We start from the raw sequence: 16,985 nt of genomic DNA on the forward strand, positions 1-16,985 counted from the left end.
GAACCTCGTTGCCTGTAAACCCCGCGGCGCATCTCCAGCCCGTCTGGGGGTCCCCCCTCTGGGGGGAGATTGAGGACGAGCGCGTCCAGCGCGAAGGGGGGGTCTGGGGGCACAGCCCCCAGGGAGAGGATGGGACGGGTAGGGGCGGCGGGGCGAGAAAAACTCAGGCCGTGGACAGCTCGACCTCGCGGAGCAACTCCGCCGCGACCGCCGCCTCCGCCCGCTTCCCCGTGGGCGACAACGCGACATACGCCGAGGCAAGGAACAGGAACGACCCGAGCAGCACGGCCAACGGGAACAGGAACTCGGTGGCCGTGGCCCCCGCCAACTCCGCACTGCTGGGCGCGAGCGTGACCTCGACCGCGAACATCGCCGTGTAGTGCATGCTGCTCACCGCGAGCCCCATGACCAGCGCGGCGATCGTCGCCAGCACGGGCCCCCGCACGATCAGCGTGAGCGTGAGCGCGGCGGTCGCGGCGACGACGGCGATCGCGACGGAGGCGATGACGAGCAGCGGGTCGTAGGAGATGTCGCCGTGCAGGTTGAGCGCGTACATACCGGCGTAGTGCATGGCGGCGACGCCGAGGCCGGTGCCGAGGCCGCCGAGGACGACCGACCTGACGCGGGAGCGGCCGTACCCGGCGGTGAAGACACCGGCGGCGACGACGGCGATCGCGGTGAGGAGGCTGAGGACGGTCAGCGGGACGTCGTAGCGGATGGGGGTGCCTGTCACGCTGAAGCCCATCATCGCGACGAAGTGCATGGTCCAGATGCCGGACCCGATGGCGACCGAGGCCAGCGTCAGCCAGTTCCGCTTGGAGGCGCCGTCCGATTCCAACGCCCGTACGGTGCAGCGCAGTCCGAGTGCGGAGCCCAGACAGGCCATCGCGTAGGAGAGGACGGGGGTGACCCATCCGGCGCTGAAGTGGTCCATGTGGCCCATGGGGGGAGTTCCTCTCGCCCGAGACGCGGGCAGGCTGCCGCTTCTCGGGAAGTAACGCCGATAGCAGGAGACCGGCGAATGGCTGATCAACTCCCCTGGGCACTTCCGAAAAGGGACCAAGGGGGCGACTGGCTGCCCTCAACTACCGTGCGGCTGCTAACAGTTGACCAGCGTGTTTGCGCATCTCATCAAGGAGGGGCCGACTCCCGCCGACCCCTCGACACCCTTCCTGCTTTTGTTCCCTGGATCAGGCGGACTTGCCGGCGGCGACAGCCGTGCGAACCTCGCCCAGCAGGTCGTACATGGTCTGGCCGGGGCAGTCGGTGGCCAGCCAGTCGCGGTGGCCGCTGATCGCGTTGACGTCCTTCGTGACCCCGTTGACCGGATTCACATAGGTCAGCTTGGCCTGCGGGTCCAGGCCCTTGTAGCGGGCGATCACCTTGATCAGGCGGATCAAGGACGCCTTGGCCGCGTCCGTCGGCGGCTGGTCGACCAGCGTGCCGATGAGGGCGATGCCGAGGTTGCCGGAGTTGAAGCCACCGGTGTGGAAGGCGGTGACGAGCTTGCCGTCCTTGTCGAAGGCCGGGATCGGGTCGTCGCCGGAGTAGCGGCCCTCGTACACGGCACCCGCCTCGTCGATGAGGAAGTGGTAGCCGATGTCGCCCCAGTCGAGGGTGATCGCGTGGTACTCGTAGATGCCGCGCACGGTCGACGCCGGGTCGGGATCGGCGTTCGGGGTGTCCGTGTGGTGGACGGTGACCGTCTGGAACGGGTAGTACACCTCGGGCGAGTTGACCTTCCCGTCCTTGTACCGCTTCGACTCGTCGGCGCCCCACGCCGGCCGCGACAGGTACTGCACGCCGCGCACCCGGGTCGGCTCGGTCGGCACCCGGAAGGTCTTGCCGGCTCCGCCGGTCGTGTCGATCGCCAGCGACCGTGCCGCGCTCACGCTCACGCCGTCCGGCAGCTTCAGCTCGTACGCGGTGGCGTCCCCCGCCGCCACCAGCTTCGTGCCGCCGCCCTCGACGGTCGCGCAACCCCCGCTGAACTCCTGCCACTTGCCGGGCGCGGAGGCACCGTCCGCGAACTTGATCCCGGCACCGTCGGCCGTACCGGTCCAGCGCACACCGACGTACGAGATCGCGAAGGCCGTGTTGGCCTCGGCGGTGCCGGTGGCGGCCTCGGTACGGGTGGCCGGGAACTTCTGCGGCTCGGTGCCGGCGGCACCGGAAGTGCCGGACGCGCTGTCCGCCGTACCGGAGGCCGAACCGTCGGTCGAACCGGACGAGGAATCCTCACCGTTGGTGGCCGCGAAGACCACCGGGGTCAGCGCGCCGCCGACGGCGACGGCACCCGCGGCGCCGATCATGCCGCGCCGGGTGAGGGGGACTTTCCGGCGATGGGTGGGGGGAGGTACGGACACGGAGATGCCTTCCAAACTTGCTGGGGGAGTTGGCAACTCAAGGGGGATCCCACGCCGTGCGCGCTCATCCAACTCGTACGGAGCTCCGCGACGGCGAGTGCTTGAAGTTGAAAAGACCCTACGCGTCACGCCCGTCCGTCCGCACCGCTCCATGCCAAGGAACGGTGAATTCCCTGTGCGGGTCAGACAATTGGGTCAACCCGGTGGTAACCCTGTGTGCGCGGTGTCACAGCACGCGGGCACCCGGTACCGGCCCCGCTGCCACCCGTACGGCACGACAGGTGCCGGACGCCGACAGCGCCTCCGCGACCTGCCGGGCGCCGCCCGCGTCCCGGGCGAGGAACGCCGTCGTCGGACCGGAACCCGAGACCAGAGCGGTGAGCGCGCCTGCCGCGCGACCTGCGGCGAGGGTGTCGGCGAGGGCCGGGAAGAGCGAAAGGGCGGCGGGCTGAAGGTCGTTGGAGACGGTGGCCGCCAGCGCGTCGGGGTCGCCCTCGGCGAGCGCGTCGAGGAGACGGGAAGAGGCGACGGGCACCGGAACCTCACTGTCAGCGACCAGCCGGTCGAACTCCCGGAACACGGCCGGCGTCGACAGACCGCGCTCCGCCACCGCGAACACCCAGTGGAAGGTGCCGCCGGTCTCCAGGACCGTCAGCTTCTCCCCGCGCCCCATCCCGAGCGCGGCCCCGCCCACCAGGCTGAAGGGCACATCGCTGCCCAACTCGGCGCAGATGTCGAGCAGTTCGACCCGCGAGGCGCCGGTCCCCCACAACGCGTCGCAGGCCACGAGCGCCCCGGCACCGTCCGCACTGCCGCCCGCCATCCCACCCGCGACCGGGATGTCCTTGGCGATGTGGATGTGCACGGCGGGCGTACGTCCGTACCGCTCGGCGAGCGCGACGGCGGCGCGGGCGGCGAGATTCGTACCGTCCAGGGGTACTTGGGCGGCGTCCGGCCCCTCACAGGTGATCCGGAGCTCGTCGGCCGGAGTCACCGTGATGTCGTCGAACAGGCCGACGGCGAGGAAGACGTTGGCGAGGTCGTGGAAGCCGTCGGGACGCGCGGCACCCACCGCGAGCTGGACGTTGACCTTGGCGGGAACCCGAACGGTGACGCTCACTGCTGCCCGGACTCCTCGTGGTCGTTCTTTTCTTCGGCTTTGTTCTCCGCGATGCGGACGAACTCCTCGACGCTCAACGACTCGCCGCGCGCCTGCGGGGAGACACCGGCGGCGACGAGGGCGGTCTCGGCGGCGGCGGCCGACCCGGCCCACCCGGCGAGCGCGGCACGCAGCGTCTTGCGCCGCTGGGCGAAGGCGGCGTCCACGACCGCGAAGACCTCGCTGCGCTCGGCGGTCGTCTTCAGCGGCTCGGCACGCCGGACGAGCGAGACGAGCCCGCTGTCGACGTTGGGCGCGGGCCAGAAGACGTTTCGGCCGATGGAACCGGCCCGCTTGACCTCGGCGTACCAGTTCGCCTTCACCGAAGGAACGCCGTACACCTTCGACCCGGGCGGCGCGGCGAGCCGGTCGGCGACCTCCGCCTGCACCATGACGAGGGTCCGCTCGATGCTCGGGAACGTCTCCAGCATGTGCAGCAGCACGGGCACGGCGACGTTGTACGGCAGGTTCGCAACCAGCGCGGTGGGCGGGGGGCCCGGCAGTTCGGTGACGCGCATGGCGTCGGAGTGCACCAGCGAGAACCGGTCGGCGCGGTGGGGCATCCGGGCGGCGACGGTGGCGGGCAGCGCGCCCGCGAGGACGTCGTCGATCTCGACGGCCACCACCCGCTCGGCGGCCTCGAGCAGCGCGAGCGTGAGCGAACCGAGCCCCGGCCCGACCTCGACGACCACGTCATCGGGCCGCACACCGGCGGTACGGACGATACGGCGGACGGTGTTCGCGTCGATGACGAAGTTCTGCCCGCGCTGCTTGGTGGGCCTGACACCGAGGGCGCCGGCCAGCTCACGGATGTCGGCGGCACCGAACAGGGCGTCGGAGGAGGCGTCGGGGACGGCGTCGGGGGCGGGGCTGGTACTCACGGGTCAAGGGTACGGGGGGTGGGGGGCGTGGATGGCAACTGTCCGCTCCCGGTCAGTGGCGGCGGCGAGCCGTGACGATCCACGCGCGTGAGTCGAGGTGCACGCCGGTGGCGGTGGTGTGGGCGTCGAGGGTGGCGCGTAGGCGCGCCCGGGCTTCCTCTGCGGCCGTGGGGTCGAGGGCGGCGAGGAGGTCCCTGACCTCCCACAGGCGGAGTACGGCGTCGAAGGCGGTGTCGCTGTCCGGGCCGTAGTGGACGGGTTCGTGTACGTCGGTGAAGGTGACGTCCGTGAAGCCTGCCGCCGTGAGGGTGCCTTCCGTGACGGTCGGGTCGCCGAGCGAGAACGGATCCGGGCCGTCGGACGCGGCTGCCGGGGCGGTGGTGAGGGTCCGGCGGATCGCGGTGGCCCATTCGTTGCGCTCGCGCTCCTGCCAGACGAGCAGCACCAGGCGCGCGGCGGGGCGCAGAGCACGCCCGATGTTGGTGAACGCTTCGACCGGGTCGGTGAAGAACATCGTCCCGAACCTGCTGATGCAGAGGTCGAAGTGCGCGGGCGGAAAGTCGTGGGTCTGGGCGTCCGCCTGCTGGAAGGTGACGTTGGTCAGCCCCTGGTCGTCGCTGAGCCGGCGGGCCCGTTCGAGCATGGACGCGGAGAGGTCGACGCCCAGCGCGCTTCCGGTGTCGGCGGCGCGGGCTGCCTCGCGCGTGGTCTGGCCCGTGCCGCAGCCGATGTCGAGCACACGGTCGCGGGGGCGGACGCGGGCGGCGGCTCGGAAGTGGTTGTTGTGCAGGCGCAGTTCGGCGTCGTAGTCGAACAGGTTGGACGTCACCGTCATCGGGTCCCTTCGAGGTCGGCGTCTCCGTCTCCGTCACCGGTGTGCTGGAGCAGAGCCGTGGCGAACACGTCCCACAGGGGTTTCGGCAGGTCGTGTCCGGCGCCTTCCAGGATGAGCAGCTTCGCACCGGGAATCGCGTTACGCAGCGCGTGTCCGTGCGGGAGCGGGAGGACGGGGTCGTGGTCGCCGTGCATGACCAGGGTCGGGGCCTTGAGGGAAGCGAAGTCGCGGGACGATCCGTCGAAGGAGATCGCATAGTGGTTGACGAGGGTGGCCGCGTAGTCGCGCGTACGGGCCACGTCCCGCTCGACCAGCGTGCGGGTGGCGGTCTCGTCGAAGTAGGGCGAGCCGCCCGAGCATGCCTTCGCCGACGCGACGACGTAGTCCACCACCGCGTCGGAGTCGGCGGGGTCCGGCTCGGCGGGGATACCGGCGGCGAGTTCGTCGGACGAGGGCGGCAGGCCGTCCTCGCCGGTGGAGGTGGAGACGAACGTCAGTGACTCCACCCGGTCGGGGTGGTCCACGCCGAGGATGAGGCCGAGTCCGCCGGCCATGGACCGGCAGACGACGTGCGCGCGCTCGACGTGCAGGGCGTCCAGGATGCCGAGCGCGTCAGCGGCCAGGTCGGTGTAGGTGTAGCCGGGCTGTCCCGGCGGGTAGCTGGTGGATCTGCCGGTGTCCCGGTTGTCGTAGCGGATCACGAACCGGCCCCCGCGCGCGATCTGCTCGCACAGCTCGGCTTCCCACCAGAGCATGGAGGCGGAGGCGCCGTCGATGAGGAGGATCGCCGGGTCGGCGGGGTCTCCGAAGGTCTCGACGCAGAGCTCGACACCGCCCTTCTCCGTCTCGGCCGCGATGTGGATGAGCTTCTCGCCGTGCGAAAGGTGATCGGTCATGAACACCACGCTAGATGCGGCCGGCCATCGCAAAAAGCGATAGTTTCCGATCAAGTCAATCGTGATTGACGATGAACCCGACGAGGAAGACGGACCATGCTCGACGTGGAACTGCGCCATCTGATCGCCCTGGCCGCCGTGGCCGACGAGGGCTCGTTCGGGCGGGCGGCGGCGCTGCTCGGGTACACCCAGTCGACGGTGAGCCAGCAGATCGCGGCTCTGGAGAAGGCCGTCGGCGGTGCCGTGTTCGACCGGCCGGGCGGGCCGAAACCGGTGCGGATCACGCCGCTCGGCGCGGTCGTACTGACACACGGGCGGGATCTGCTGGCGCGGGCCGACGCGATGGCGACGGCCGTCGACCGGTTCAAGGCCGGGGACGGCCGGGTCGACATCGGCACGTTCCAGAGCGTGTCCAACGCCCTGCTGCCGTCGGTCGTACGCTGGCTCAGGGACGAGCACCCCGGCTGCGACATCAGGCTGTTCGAGGAGGAGACCGACCGGCCCCAGATCCAGGACCTCGACCTGATGTTCTTCGACGGCCGCGTGGACGGTGACGTCGAACACCGCAAGCTGCTCGACGATCCCTACCTGCTGGTGGCCCGCACCGGCACCTTCCCCGAGGGTCCAGTACGGACGGCCCAGCTGGACGGCGTACCGATGGTGGCGCATCCGGCGATCTGCGACCAGGCCAGGATGGAGCAGGCGCTGGCCCGGCGCGGCGTCCGACCGCACGTCGTGTGCCGTACGGCGGGCAACGAGACGGTGCTGTCGATGGTGCGGGCAGGTTTGGGTTCCGCGATCCTGCCCCGACTCGCCGTCAGCGGTGCCGACATCGACTCCGACGAGTCGCTGCGCGTCCACGAACTCGAGCCGGCGCTCCCACCCCGCGAGATCTTCCTGCTGTGGCAGACGGGCCGAACCCACTCCCCACTCGCGGCACGGGCGATCGAGATCGCTGTGGAGGCCGCGGGGAGGATCGGGGGGCGGTCTTGATCGCGTTTTCGTTGGGGCTTCCCTCACCGCGTCCCCATGTCCCCGCCGTCCCCCACTTCCCCAACGCCCCACGTCCCGTCAGACCAGGCGGTTGCGCAGGCGGCGCAGCATACGGGCGTCCTCGAAGCCGACCGAGTGGGCGGCGGCGCCGATGGTGGAGCCGTGGCTGATGAGGTGCTCGGCGCGTTCCAGGCGCAGCGTCTGCTGGTAGCGCAGCGGGGTGAGGCCGATGGCGCGGGTGAAGAGCCGGGTGAGGGTGCGTTCGCTGACTCCGACGGCCGAGGCGAGGTGGGGCAGCGGCAGGGGCTGGTCGAAGCGGGTGTCGATGAGGTCCTGGGCGCGATGCACGGTGTCGTCGAGGTGGGACCGGTGCCGGAACATCGCGCTGGCCTGCGGCTCGTGACCGTTGCGGCGGGCGTAGACGACCATGTCCCGGGCGACCTGAGCGGCGACGGCGGGCCCGTGCCGGCCGGCGACGAGATGGAGGGCCAGGTCGATGCCGCTGGCGATACCGGCGGAGGTGATCACCCGGTCGTCGGCGGTGAACAGGACGTCGCGGACGACGACCGCGCCGGGGTGGCGCAGGGCCAGCTCGTCCTGCACCGAGTGGTGGGTGGTGCAGCGGCGGCCTCTGAGCAGGCCGGCCCGACCGAGCGCTTCTGCTCCGGCGCAGACGCTGGCCACTGTTCCGCCCCTGGTGTGGTGGTCCCGCAGGACCTTCAGGGAGGTTTCGGCGATGGCGGGCGAGTCGGCGAGGGTGGCGACCTCCCAGCCTGGGACCACGATCAGGTCCTCGGGCCCGAGGTCGGGCCAGTCGAGCCCCACCAGCACGGGCAGCCCCTGGGCTGTGGGCACCTGCGGCTGCTCGCCGACGTAACTCAGGGTGTAGGGGTGCCCGAAGTCGGCCGCGGTGGAGAAGACCTGCGCGGGGCCGGCCAGGTCCAGCAGATGGACTCCGGGCACCAGGAAGAAGACGATGTGGCTCACGATTCGGTCATCATGCCGGAAGACCGGTGGCGGCCTCCAGCTCGTCGACCGTCGCGATGGTGGCGAAGCGTCCGGCAAGGGCGTACTCGGTACGCCGGATGATCTCCTCGGCGGCCAGGGTACGAGGGTCGGCGAGCAGTTCGGCGACGCTCAGGCCGGCGGGGGCGTCGCGGTGCGCGACGGGGTTGGTGGCGGTCGCGTCGACGACGAAGGTGACCTGGTAGCCGAGGTCGCCGGCCAGTCGGGCGGTGGTCTCCACGCACTGCTCGGTGCGGATGCCGCAGACGGCGAGTTCGCGGACCCCGCGCTCGGTGAGGAGTTGTTGCAGGTTGGTGGTGGTGAAGGCGTTGTGTGAGGTCTTCCGGACCAGCGGCTCGCCGTCCTGAGGCTGCTCCAGCTCCTCCATCAGCTGTACGTGACCGAGGGCAGGGTCGAAGGCCCCGCCGCTCCCGGGCTCGGAGTGCAGTACCCACACCACCAGGTCCCCGGCACGCCTGGCCAGCCGGACCAACCGGTTCACCTTGTCGGCGATCTTGGGGTCGGAGATCGTCTCCCACAGCGGATCGGCGCGGAAGGATTCCTGGACATCGATGACGATCAGTGCTCGGGTCATGCACCTAGCGTCTGCCATGCGGAGGGGGCGGCGACAGGCCTCATCGGGTCCCGAAGCGGATCGATTCGGTCAGAGGAGCCATGGGTGCGGACGCGGCTCCTCGGGGATTTCGAGCACGGAGTCGGTCGTTGCCATCAGTAGTCTGCGGAAATGACACGAAGCGAGCGGCTCGCGGAGCAGTTGGACTGGTACTGGCGCAAGAACCTGCGGCCGCGGCTGGAAGGTCTTACCGACGAGGAGTACTTCTGGGAGCCGGTGCGCGACTGCTGGAGCGTCCGCCCGCGTGGCACGTCGGCCGCGCCGATGTCGGAAGGTTCGGGGGACTGGACGATGGACTCCGCGTCCCCCGACACGGTGCCGGAGCCGGCGCCGGTGACCACGATTGCCTGGCGGCTGGCGCACATCATCGTCTCCTGCCTGGGCTATCGGGTCGGATGGTACTTCGGCGGGCAGGACGTCGACTCCGGGACATTCGCCTACGCGGGGACCGCTGACGAGGCGCTGAAACAGCTCGACGAGATGTACGGGAGATGGAACGCGGGGGTCCTCGAGCTCTCGGACGCCGACCTGGAGAATCCGCCCACGGTGGGTCCCGAGCGGTTTCCCATGGAGAACAGGGTCCTGCACGTCAACAGGGAGCTGATCCATCACGGCGCCGAGATTTCCCTGCTGCGCGACCTCTACCGCCGGCAGGACGGGGCCGCGGCGCGTCGAGTATGAGCGGTCACTTGGCGTGGGCCGTGGGTGACTTGAGACCCTCGACGAAGCGAGTGAAGGCTCCTGCGGGGAAGGTGAGGGTGCCGTGGGCGGGGAGCTTGGAGTCTCGTACGGCTACTTGGACGAGGTGGTCTGCTATCTCTACGCAGGCGTCCCCCTGGCCGCCGCCGGAGTGGGAGGACTTCCGCCAGGTGTCAGGGGTGGTCATGCCTCTACAGCTCCTTCGCCAGCTTGTAGATGAAGTCCCGCGAACGCTCAGACTCGAGTGCGACTGTCCCTACCCTACGGAAGAGCGTTCGGTAGCGGCTGAGTTGGGCCTCGGCGTCGATGAACACTGGCCCGTTGGGCCCGTCGCGTACCACGGTGTCCAGTCTGGGGACAGGTCCGCCCGCGTACACCATCGTGCTTCCGGCCCCGCCGAAGTCGTCCAGGTCGAAGGGGATGACGCGCACCGTGATGTGGTCTGCCTCTGAGATTTCCAGGACGCGGGTGAGTTGAGCTCGTGTCGTGGCCCTGTCGCCGACCCGGATACGCAGCGCCGCTTCATGGATTACGGCCTCATACGGGATGGGATCGGGACGCTCGATGATGACCTTTCGCTTCATACGGTGTTCCACCCATCGCGCCACTTCGCTCGCTGGGAACTCCGGGTTGACGTATGAGAAGAGCGCCCGAGCGTAGTCCTCGGTCTGAAGCAGCCCGGGGACGTGCAGGAAGTCCACATCCCACCGGTAACGAGCATGGTGCTCCAACTCTGCCAACTCCAGGAACGGCGTCGGCAGTTGGCACGGGTGCTCCTCCCACCAGCCTCGCGTCCTGTCTCTCGCCATGGCTACCAAGGCATCGATCAACTCGCCGTCCCCACAGGCGTAATTGGCAGCGAGATGGCGCAGCCTCTTCTCGCTCACCCCGGTGAGGCCGGTCTCGATCTGGCTGATCTGCGCGGAACTCACTCCGAGGAGTGCTGCGGCATCGCGCGCGGCGAGTCCTGCCGCGTCTCGAAGCTTGCGCAGCTCGACCGCCAGACGCATCTGACGCGCCGTGGGCTCTCGCCTCAACACCATCGGCTACTCCTCCCAACCCACCTGAAAGCGCCACTCGTTCGGGGTCAGGTACGCGATCCACTTGCGAAACTTAAAAAGTTAAGTCTACCGTCAGTGACGCGACGCACACCCTGCGGAACCCCAGGCCCCGGAAGCGCACCGCTCCGTCCCGCCGCCGCCCGCCCACCGCAACCCCCCACCACCGAACGGGAGTTGACGCATGGCCGAAACCGAGTAGAACGCCCAGCCGGAGTCCGAGCCCGAGTCCTGGGAGTACCCCCTCTACATCCCCAACGACCTCCGCGCCGTCACCATCAGCCGCCGCACCCTCCGCCTCATCCTCACCATGCACGGACTGATCAGCCTCGTCGATGTCGCCGAACTCCTCGCCACCGAGCTCGTTTCGAACGCCGTACGGCATACCAAGGGCCCCGCCGCCCTACGCGTGCGCTGGTCGGCCGGCGTCCTGCGCATCGGAGCCTGGGACGCCGATCCCCAACCACCCGAGCCACCGAAGGAGTTGGGGCAGCTCAGCCACTCGGAAGACGGGCGCGGGATGGGGATGGTCCGGGCCTGTTCCGACCTCTGGGGATGGCAGCCGCTGTCCCGGTTCGGGAATCGCGGCAAGTTCGTGTGGTGTGAACTCGCCACCGGCGTCGGCGCCACCGCCTAAAAGAGACCCTCAGCCATGCAACCGCCCCCCACAATGCGGCCAAGGCCCCGCCCCCCGCTTCACATACAGCTTCTTCGCCCGCAGCGTCTGTTCTGCCCCCGACGCGTCCTGGGGGCGCCCGGAGCCGCCCAGGCTCTGCCAGGTCTGCGTGTCGAACTGGTACAGGCCGCCGTACGTGCCCGACGGGTCCACCGCGTTCGGGCGGCCCCCGGACTCGCAGGCCGCCAGCGACCCCCAGTCCAGGTGGTCCGCCCCGGCCACCGATGTCGGCATGGGTTTCGAGCCGACCCTCACCAGCTGGGCCCGGGGCTCGCGCACCACCTCCGTACGCACCCGGCGTGGCTTCTGCTTCACTCCGTTGACCGCGCGGATGGTGAAGGTGACCCGGCGCAGGCCCGGGCGGCCCGACTGTTCGACGACCTCCGTGCCCTTGAACAGGGTCGCGTCCTGGGTGCGCCGCACGTCGAAGGGGATCGCCTCCTCGCGTACCTCCTTGGAGTCCGTCACGCGCAGCACCGTCACCGCCTGGCCGTCGCGCGGGAAGCTCGCGGGGGACACCGACAGGGCGTCCTCGCCCCGCAGCGTGATCCCGGCTTCCCGTACCGCCTCGCCGACCGTCGCCGCGTTCGTACGGATCGTGCGGGCCCTGCCGTCCGCGATGATCGTCACCGTGCGCTCGGTGCGGACGTCGATGGCCAGTCCGTGGCGGCCGATCTTCTGGGAGCGCGCGAGGGAGAGATACGCGCCCTCGACGCGCACCCCGAACTGTCTGAGTGCTTCCTCCACCGTGTGTGCCGTCGTCCACAGCTCACGCCGTTCACCGTCCAGAGTGATACGTACGGGTCGCCCGTAGTGGACGTGGACCTCGTCGCCGCTGGCCAGTGCCGTGCCCGACGCGGGGGCGACGACGTCGTGGGCGCCGACCGCGACCCCCTCGTCGGCCAGCAGTTCGGTCACGTCGTCGGCGAAGGTGTGCAGGGTGCGCGGCTTGCCGTCGACGTTCAGTTCGATCGCCTTGTCCTTGGCGACGAAGGCCGTCGTACCGCCCGCCAGGAAGGCCACGACCAGTGCCTGCGGCAGCAATCGGCGGATGGTGTCGGGCCGTTCGGAGCCCTTGCGGCGCCTGGCGGCCCGCCCCTCGCGGATTCGTTCGCCCGGCACCTGCTGCTGGGGCAGCGTGGGCGACGGCTGCGGCGCCGGGAGCGGCTCGTAGGCGGGGCGGTACGTGTCCTCGTAAGGCACGTAGGGCGGCGACGACAGCATCCCGTACACCACCGTTTCCGCGGTGTGCGGGTCGTGCTCCCCGTACGGCGACGGCGGCTGTGGCCCGCCCAGGGTGCTGTACGTCTCGTACGGCGGCGAACTGCTCACGACGACACGCTCCAGGTTCCGGCGACGGGCACCAGAACCTAGCGGAGCGGCCGTCACTCTCCAAAGCGACGCGGCTACGGAGCGTCAAAGCACGTCAGTGCGCGTCAGTAATCGAAGGCGCGTGCGGTGTTCGTCGCGATGGCCGTCGCCAGTGTGTCCTCGTCGATACCGCGCACCTCGGCCATCGCCCGCAGGGTGACCGGGATGAGGTAGGGGGCGTTGGGCCGGCCCCGGTAGGGCGCGGGGGTGAGGAAGGGCGCGTCCGTCTCGACCAGGATCAGCTCCACGGGCGCCACGGCGAGCGCGTCGCGCAGCGGCTGGGCGTTCTTGAAGGTCATGTTCCCGGCGAACGACATGAAGTAGCCGTTCGCGGCGCACAGTTCGGCCATTTCCGCGTCGCCCGAGTAGCAGTGGAAGACGGTCCGCTCGGGGGCGCCCTCTTCCTTCAGCACCCGCAGGACGTCGGCGTGCGCGTCCCGGTCGTGGATGACGAGCGCCTTGCCGTGCCGTTTGGCGATCTCGATGTGCGCCCGGAACGAGCGTTCCTGGGCCGCCTTGCCCTCAGGGCCGGTGCGGAAGTAGTCCAGTCCCGTCTCGCCGACACCCTTGACCTGCGGGAGCCCGGCGAGCCGGTCGATCTCCGCGAGCGCCTCGTCGAGGGCCGCGTCCCCGCCGGGTACGCGCGCGCCCTGCCGGGACCAGCCGTCGGGGTCGCCGTGGACGATCCGGGGGGCCTCGTTCGGGTGCAGGGCGACGGTCGCGTGGACACTCTCGTACGTGGCCGCCGTCTCGGCCGCCCACCGGGATCCCTTGAGGTCGCAGCCGACCTGGACGACCGTGGTCACCCCGACCGACGCGGCCTTGGCGAGGCCCTCCGCGACCGTGCCGGACTGCATGTCGAGGTGGGTGTGCGAGTCGGCGACCGCCACCCGCAGGGGTTCGGGCAGCGGCGGCGCCGAGGCGTCTTGGGACTTGGCAGACATGCCCCTGATCCTACGGACGCCCCGCGCCCCAAAGGGGCGCGGGGAACTGCGCGACCAGCCCCCACCGAGCCGCAGCAGAAGAACCGCCCTTTCCGGCGGAGCTAGCTCGCTTTGCGGTGGAACGGGTGGAGGAGATCCGACAGGTGCCAGTGATGCTCTTCCTTCGGCGCCGCCGAAGTCTCGTCGGTGTCCGGCACAGCCTTCGGTGCCGTCCGCTGCCGGTGCATCGAGTTCTGGACCGACGACACCTGCCCCGCCCGCATGATGCGCACGACATGGCCGTCGCAGTTCAGGCAGGTGGGCCGGGTCAGCGGGGACGGTACGACGTGGCCGTCCGCCACGTACATGACCATCTGCGCGCCCTCGGCGTCAGTGTGGTGCTCGATCTCGTACGACTGTTCCCAGCCGTGCCCGCAGCGCATGCAGGCGAAGGAATACGACTCGTGAACGACGGCGGTGGCCGTGCCGCGGTGGCCGGTGATCTCGCTCATGCCAGCTCCTCTAGTCCGCTGGACCAAGGACGGTGCGTCCTGTGAACCAGTGGACGCCTCTACCGGCGTGAAGGCATCAGACCTGTCGAGTGTTGAAGGCGTCTTGGCCATTCCTTGTGGGAACAGCCCGCATTCGAGGTCCGTGCTTTGCCTTCCGCCCTCCCCCTTTGCCCCCTTATGGCGTGACCGGTGTCGCACTTCCAGGACCGCCGGGGGCCTCCGCGTTCTTCGCGGCAACCACCGCGTCGAACACCTCCCGCTTGGGCAGCCCCGCCTCCGCCGCGACCGCCGCGATGGCCTCCTTGCGCCGCTCCCCCGCCTCCTCGCGCACCCGCACCCGCCGCACCAGTTCCTCCGCGCCGAGCTCCCCGCCGTCCCGCTCGGGGGCGCCCTCGACGACGACGGTGATCTCACCCCGTACGCCCTCGGCCGCCCACTCCGCCAGCTCGGCCAGCGGACCGCGCCTGACCTCCTCGTACGTCTTCGTCAACTCCCGGCAGACGGCGGCCCGTCGGTCCCCGCCGAACACCTCGGCCATCGCGGCGAGGGTGTCGTCGAGGCGGTGCGGGGCCTCGAAGTAGACGAGGGTGCGGCGCTCCTCCGCCACTTCACGGAGGCGGGAGAGGCGCTCGCCCGCCTTGCGCGGCAGGAAGCCCTCGAAGCAGAACCGGTCGACGGGCAGCCCGGACAACGCGAGCGCGGTGAGCACGGCCGACGGGCCGGGTACGGCCGTCACCCTGACGTCCTTCTCCACGGCGGCGGCGACCAGCCGGTAGCCGGGGTCGGACACCGACGGCATGCCCGCGTCCGTCACCAGCAGCACCCGCGAGCCGCCGAGCAGCGCCTCGATCAGTTCGGGGGTGCGGGCGGCCTCGTTGCCCTCGAAGTACGACACGACCCGGCCCTTGGGCTGCACCCCGAGCGCCTGGGTGAGCCGGCGCAGCCGCCGGGTGTCCTCGGCCGCGATGACGTCGGCGCCCGCCAGTTCCGCCGCGAGCCGGGGCGGCGCGTCCGTGATGTCGCCGATGGGGGTGCCTGCCAAAACCAAGGTTCCTGTCACGTTTCCATCCTCGCAGGGCACTTCCACGGGACGCACACAGCGCCGTTCCCTACGATGGCGCGGTGACCAGTACCGCGCCCTCCACGGACATCCGGCAAAGCTCATCCTCGCCAGAGCAGCGGCCGACGTGGCAGCAGCGGCTGCGCCGCTTCGGATACACGGCGAAGCCCAGAAGTGACGTCCGGGACCGGCTGGTGCCGCCGTACACGGAGCCGAACCCCCGCCTCTGGGCGACCCTCGGGCTGCCGCCGACCCTCACCGACCGGATCACACGCTGGTCGGGCTGGGTGGGCCCGCTGCTGGTGACGCTGCTGGCGGGCCTGCTGCGCTTCTGGGACCTGGGCAGCCCGAAGCGGGTGATGTTCGACGAGACGTACTACGCGAAGGACGCGTGGGGGATCATCCACCGCGGCTTCGAGGTCAACTGGGGCAAGGACGTCAACAACCTGATCCTCCAGACCGACGGGCGCGTGCCGATCCCGACCGACCCGGCCTATGTCGTGCATCCGCCCGTCGGGAAGTACGTCATCGGGCTCGGCGAATGGATGTTCGGGTTCAATCCGTTCGGCTGGCGCTTCATGACAGCGCTGCTGGGCACGCTGTCCGTCCTGATCCTGTGCCGTATCGGCCGCCGTATCTTCCGCTCGACCTTCCTGGGGTGCCTGGCGGGCACCCTGATGGCGGTCGACGGTCTGGCCTTCGTGATGAGCCGCACCTCGCTGCTCGACGGCGTCCTCCAGTTCTTCGTCCTCGCCGCCTTCGGCTGCCTGGTCATCGACCGCGACAAGGCCCGCGAACGGATGGCGGCGGCGCTCCCGCCGGACGCGGACGGTGTCGTACGGCCGGACGCGCACACCGCCGAGACGACCCGCTTCGGCGTACGCCCCTGGCGCTGGCTCGCCGGCCTGATGCTGGGCCTGGCCATCGGCACCAAGTGGAACGGGCTGTACATACTGGCCGCGTTCTGTGTGCTGGCGGTGCTGTGGGACGTCGGCACCCGCAAGGTCGCCGGCGCCCGGCACCCGTACGAGGCGGTCCTCAGGCGCGACCTGGGCTGGGCGTTCCTGGCGACGGTCCCGGTCGCCATCGTCACGTACCTCCTCTCCTGGACGGCCTGGATCCTCTCCCCGTCCGACGGCACCGGCGGCTACTACCGCAACTGGGCCGCGACCCAGGGCAAGAGCAGCGACTGGTCATGGCTGTTCCCGGACTGGTGGCGCAGCCTGTGGCACTACGAGCACGCGGTGTACGAGTTCCACGTGGGCCTGCACACCCCGCACAACTACCAGTCGAACCCGTGGAGTTGGCTGGTCCTGGGCCGCCCGGTCTCCTTCTTCTACGAGGCCCCCGAACCCGGCTCGGGCGGCTGCCCGACCAACGCCGGTGAGCAGTGCGCCCGCGAGGTCCTGGCCCTGGGCACGCCCCTGCTGTGGTGGGCGGCCTGCTTCGCGGTCCTGTACGTCCTGTACCGCTGGCTGCTGCGGCGCGACTGGCGCGCGGGCGCCATCGCCTGCGGGATCGCGGCGGGCTACCTCCCCTGGTTCATGTACCAGGAGCGCACGATCTTCTTCTTCTACGCGATCGTCTTCCTGCCCTTCCTGTGCCTGGCCGTGGCGATGATGATCGGCGCGATGATCGGCCCACCGGGGTCGAGCGAACGGCGCCGGGTCGCGGGGGCGGCGGGCGCGGGCGTGCTGGTGCTGCTGATCGCGTGGAACTTCATCTACTTCTGGCCGCTGTACACGGGGACAGCGATCCCGATCGACTCCTGGCGTTCACGGATGTGGCTCGATACCTGGGTCTGACCGCTCTGTGAATCACATTTCTGATCACTCTTCGGACAAGAGTTGGGACAAGAGACGGAAACTCCCCTCACAGGGGCCCCTCGCGCCACTTACAGTGCAGAGGCCAACGGGG

18 protein-coding genes are annotated in these 16,985 nt (G+C 70.0%); 4 read left to right on the forward strand and 14 right to left on the reverse strand.

The annotated features are described in order from the left end of the window. Window positions 1-163: 163 nt before the first annotated feature. From PV396_RS37190 to PV396_RS37215, 6 genes are all read right to left on the reverse strand, one after another. Window positions 164-943, reverse strand: coding sequence for an MHYT domain-containing protein (locus PV396_RS37190; protein WP_319212369.1), 780 nt, complete (start codon window positions 941-943; stop codon window positions 164-166). A 247-nt stretch (window positions 944-1,190) separates the two neighbouring features. Further along, window positions 1,191-2,366: a peptidoglycan recognition family protein gene (locus tag PV396_RS37195; protein WP_319212371.1), complete on the reverse strand. Its 1,176-nt coding sequence runs from the start codon at window positions 2,364-2,366 to the stop codon at window positions 1,191-1,193. Between the two features lie 226 nt (window positions 2,367-2,592). After that, entirely contained in the window at window positions 2,593-3,486 is an 894-nt protein-coding gene (locus tag PV396_RS37200; RefSeq protein ID WP_319212373.1) for a 4-(cytidine 5'-diphospho)-2-C-methyl-D-erythritol kinase, read from the reverse strand. Continuing rightward, complete coding sequence (gene rsmA / locus PV396_RS37205; protein WP_319212375.1) at window positions 3,483-4,406, reverse strand: 16S rRNA (adenine(1518)-N(6)/adenine(1519)-N(6))-dimethyltransferase RsmA; 924 nt, start codon at window positions 4,404-4,406, stop codon at window positions 3,483-3,485. The genes PV396_RS37200 and rsmA overlap by 4 nt, the downstream gene beginning before the upstream one ends. A gap of 52 nt (window positions 4,407-4,458) precedes the next feature. Beyond that, complete coding sequence (locus PV396_RS37210; protein WP_319212377.1) at window positions 4,459-5,241, reverse strand: class I SAM-dependent methyltransferase; 783 nt, start codon at window positions 5,239-5,241, stop codon at window positions 4,459-4,461. Further along, the gene (locus PV396_RS37215) at window positions 5,238-6,137 is read right to left on the reverse strand and encodes an alpha/beta hydrolase (protein WP_319212379.1); all 900 of its coding nucleotides are present in this window, start codon (window positions 6,135-6,137) and stop codon (window positions 5,238-5,240) included. The genes PV396_RS37210 and PV396_RS37215 overlap by 4 nt, the downstream gene beginning before the upstream one ends. A gap of 96 nt (window positions 6,138-6,233) precedes the next feature. On the opposite strand from PV396_RS37215, the gene PV396_RS37220 reads away from it, so the two are divergent. Continuing rightward, window positions 6,234-7,130, forward strand: coding sequence for a LysR family transcriptional regulator (locus tag PV396_RS37220; RefSeq protein ID WP_319212381.1), 897 nt, complete (start codon window positions 6,234-6,236; stop codon window positions 7,128-7,130). A 78-nt stretch (window positions 7,131-7,208) separates the two neighbouring features. On the opposite strand, the gene PV396_RS37225 is transcribed toward PV396_RS37220, so the two are convergent. Both PV396_RS37225 and PV396_RS37230 read right to left on the reverse strand, forming a co-directional pair. Continuing rightward, complete coding sequence (locus PV396_RS37225; protein ID WP_319212383.1) at window positions 7,209-8,117, reverse strand: GlxA family transcriptional regulator; 909 nt, start codon at window positions 8,115-8,117, stop codon at window positions 7,209-7,211. A gap of 10 nt (window positions 8,118-8,127) precedes the next feature. Then, on the reverse strand, window positions 8,128-8,730 hold the full coding sequence (locus PV396_RS37230; RefSeq protein ID WP_319212385.1) for a cysteine hydrolase family protein: 603 nt from the start codon (window positions 8,728-8,730) through the stop codon (window positions 8,128-8,130). Window positions 8,731-8,880: 150 nt separating this feature from the next. On the opposite strand from PV396_RS37230, the gene PV396_RS37235 reads away from it, so the two are divergent. Further along, window positions 8,881-9,450, forward strand: coding sequence for a DinB family protein (locus tag PV396_RS37235; protein ID WP_319212387.1), 570 nt, complete (start codon window positions 8,881-8,883; stop codon window positions 9,448-9,450). A gap of 4 nt (window positions 9,451-9,454) precedes the next feature. Here the strand turns inward: PV396_RS37235 and PV396_RS37240 are convergent, their stop codons facing one another. Beyond that, window positions 9,455-9,655, reverse strand: a complete 201-nt coding sequence (locus tag PV396_RS37240; protein WP_319212389.1) for a DUF397 domain-containing protein — start codon at window positions 9,653-9,655, stop codon at window positions 9,455-9,457. Between the two features lie 4 nt (window positions 9,656-9,659). After that, window positions 9,660-10,511 (reverse strand): DUF5753 domain-containing protein, encoded by an 852-nt coding sequence (locus PV396_RS37245; protein ID WP_319212391.1) that lies wholly within the window; start codon window positions 10,509-10,511, stop codon window positions 9,660-9,662. Window positions 10,512-10,776: 265 nt separating this feature from the next. Here PV396_RS37245 and PV396_RS37250 point away from each other — a divergent pair, with 265 nt between their 5' ends. Continuing rightward, the gene (locus PV396_RS37250) at window positions 10,777-11,163 is read left to right on the forward strand and encodes an ATP-binding protein (RefSeq protein ID WP_319212457.1); all 387 of its coding nucleotides are present in this window, start codon (window positions 10,777-10,779) and stop codon (window positions 11,161-11,163) included. A gap of 9 nt (window positions 11,164-11,172) precedes the next feature. Here the strand turns inward: PV396_RS37250 and PV396_RS37255 are convergent, their stop codons facing one another. From PV396_RS37255 to rsmI, 4 genes are all read right to left on the reverse strand, one after another. Beyond that, the gene (locus PV396_RS37255; protein WP_319212393.1) at window positions 11,173-12,534 is read right to left on the reverse strand and encodes a ubiquitin-like domain-containing protein; all 1,362 of its coding nucleotides are present in this window, start codon (window positions 12,532-12,534) and stop codon (window positions 11,173-11,175) included. A gap of 104 nt (window positions 12,535-12,638) precedes the next feature. Continuing rightward, on the reverse strand, window positions 12,639-13,517 hold the full coding sequence (locus PV396_RS37260) for a TatD family hydrolase (RefSeq protein WP_319212395.1): 879 nt from the start codon (window positions 13,515-13,517) through the stop codon (window positions 12,639-12,641). A 101-nt stretch (window positions 13,518-13,618) separates the two neighbouring features. Beyond that, window positions 13,619-14,008 (reverse strand): hypothetical protein, encoded by a 390-nt coding sequence (locus PV396_RS37265; protein ID WP_319212397.1) that lies wholly within the window; start codon window positions 14,006-14,008, stop codon window positions 13,619-13,621. 175 nt (window positions 14,009-14,183) lie between these two features. After that, a complete protein-coding gene (rsmI, locus tag PV396_RS37270; protein ID WP_319212399.1) occupies window positions 14,184-15,068 on the reverse strand; it encodes a 16S rRNA (cytidine(1402)-2'-O)-methyltransferase in 885 nt (294 codons plus the stop codon). 62 nt (window positions 15,069-15,130) lie between these two features. Here rsmI and PV396_RS37275 point away from each other — a divergent pair, with 62 nt between their 5' ends. Then, on the forward strand, window positions 15,131-16,873 hold the full coding sequence (locus PV396_RS37275) for a dolichyl-phosphate-mannose--protein mannosyltransferase (RefSeq protein ID WP_319212401.1): 1,743 nt from the start codon (window positions 15,131-15,133) through the stop codon (window positions 16,871-16,873). The last annotated feature ends 112 nt before the right edge of the window (window positions 16,874-16,985 follow it).

Origin of the sequence: Streptomyces sp. ME02-8801-2C, assembly GCF_033793965.1 — a bacterium.
In the GTDB taxonomy this organism is placed as follows: Bacteria; Actinomycetota; Actinomycetes; order Streptomycetales; family Streptomycetaceae; genus Streptomyces.

Excerpts from the sequence above, each read along its gene's own strand:
- PV396_RS37240 (WP_319212389.1), bottom strand. The coding sequence starts at position 9,655 with ATGACCACCCCTGACACCTGGCGGAAGTCCTCCCACTCCGGCGGCGGC.
- PV396_RS37235 (WP_319212387.1), top strand. The coding sequence starts at position 8,881 with ATGACACGAAGCGAGCGGCTCGCGGAGCAGTTGGACTGGTACTGGCGC.
- PV396_RS37245 (WP_319212391.1), bottom strand. The coding sequence starts at position 10,511 with ATGGTGTTGAGGCGAGAGCCCACGGCGCGTCAGATGCGTCTGGCGGTC.
- PV396_RS37230 (WP_319212385.1), bottom strand. The coding sequence starts at position 8,730 with ATGACCCGAGCACTGATCGTCATCGATGTCCAGGAATCCTTCCGCGCC.
- PV396_RS37215 (WP_319212379.1), bottom strand. The coding sequence starts at position 6,137 with ATGACCGATCACCTTTCGCACGGCGAGAAGCTCATCCACATCGCGGCC.
- PV396_RS37190 (WP_319212369.1), bottom strand. The coding sequence starts at position 943 with ATGGGCCACATGGACCACTTCAGCGCCGGATGGGTCACCCCCGTCCTC.
- PV396_RS37260 (WP_319212395.1), bottom strand. The coding sequence starts at position 13,517 with ATGTCTGCCAAGTCCCAAGACGCCTCGGCGCCGCCGCTGCCCGAACCC.
- PV396_RS37220 (WP_319212381.1), top strand. The coding sequence starts at position 6,234 with ATGCTCGACGTGGAACTGCGCCATCTGATCGCCCTGGCCGCCGTGGCC.
- PV396_RS37210 (WP_319212377.1), bottom strand. The coding sequence starts at position 5,241 with ATGACGGTGACGTCCAACCTGTTCGACTACGACGCCGAACTGCGCCTG.
- PV396_RS37265 (WP_319212397.1), bottom strand. The coding sequence starts at position 14,008 with ATGAGCGAGATCACCGGCCACCGCGGCACGGCCACCGCCGTCGTTCAC.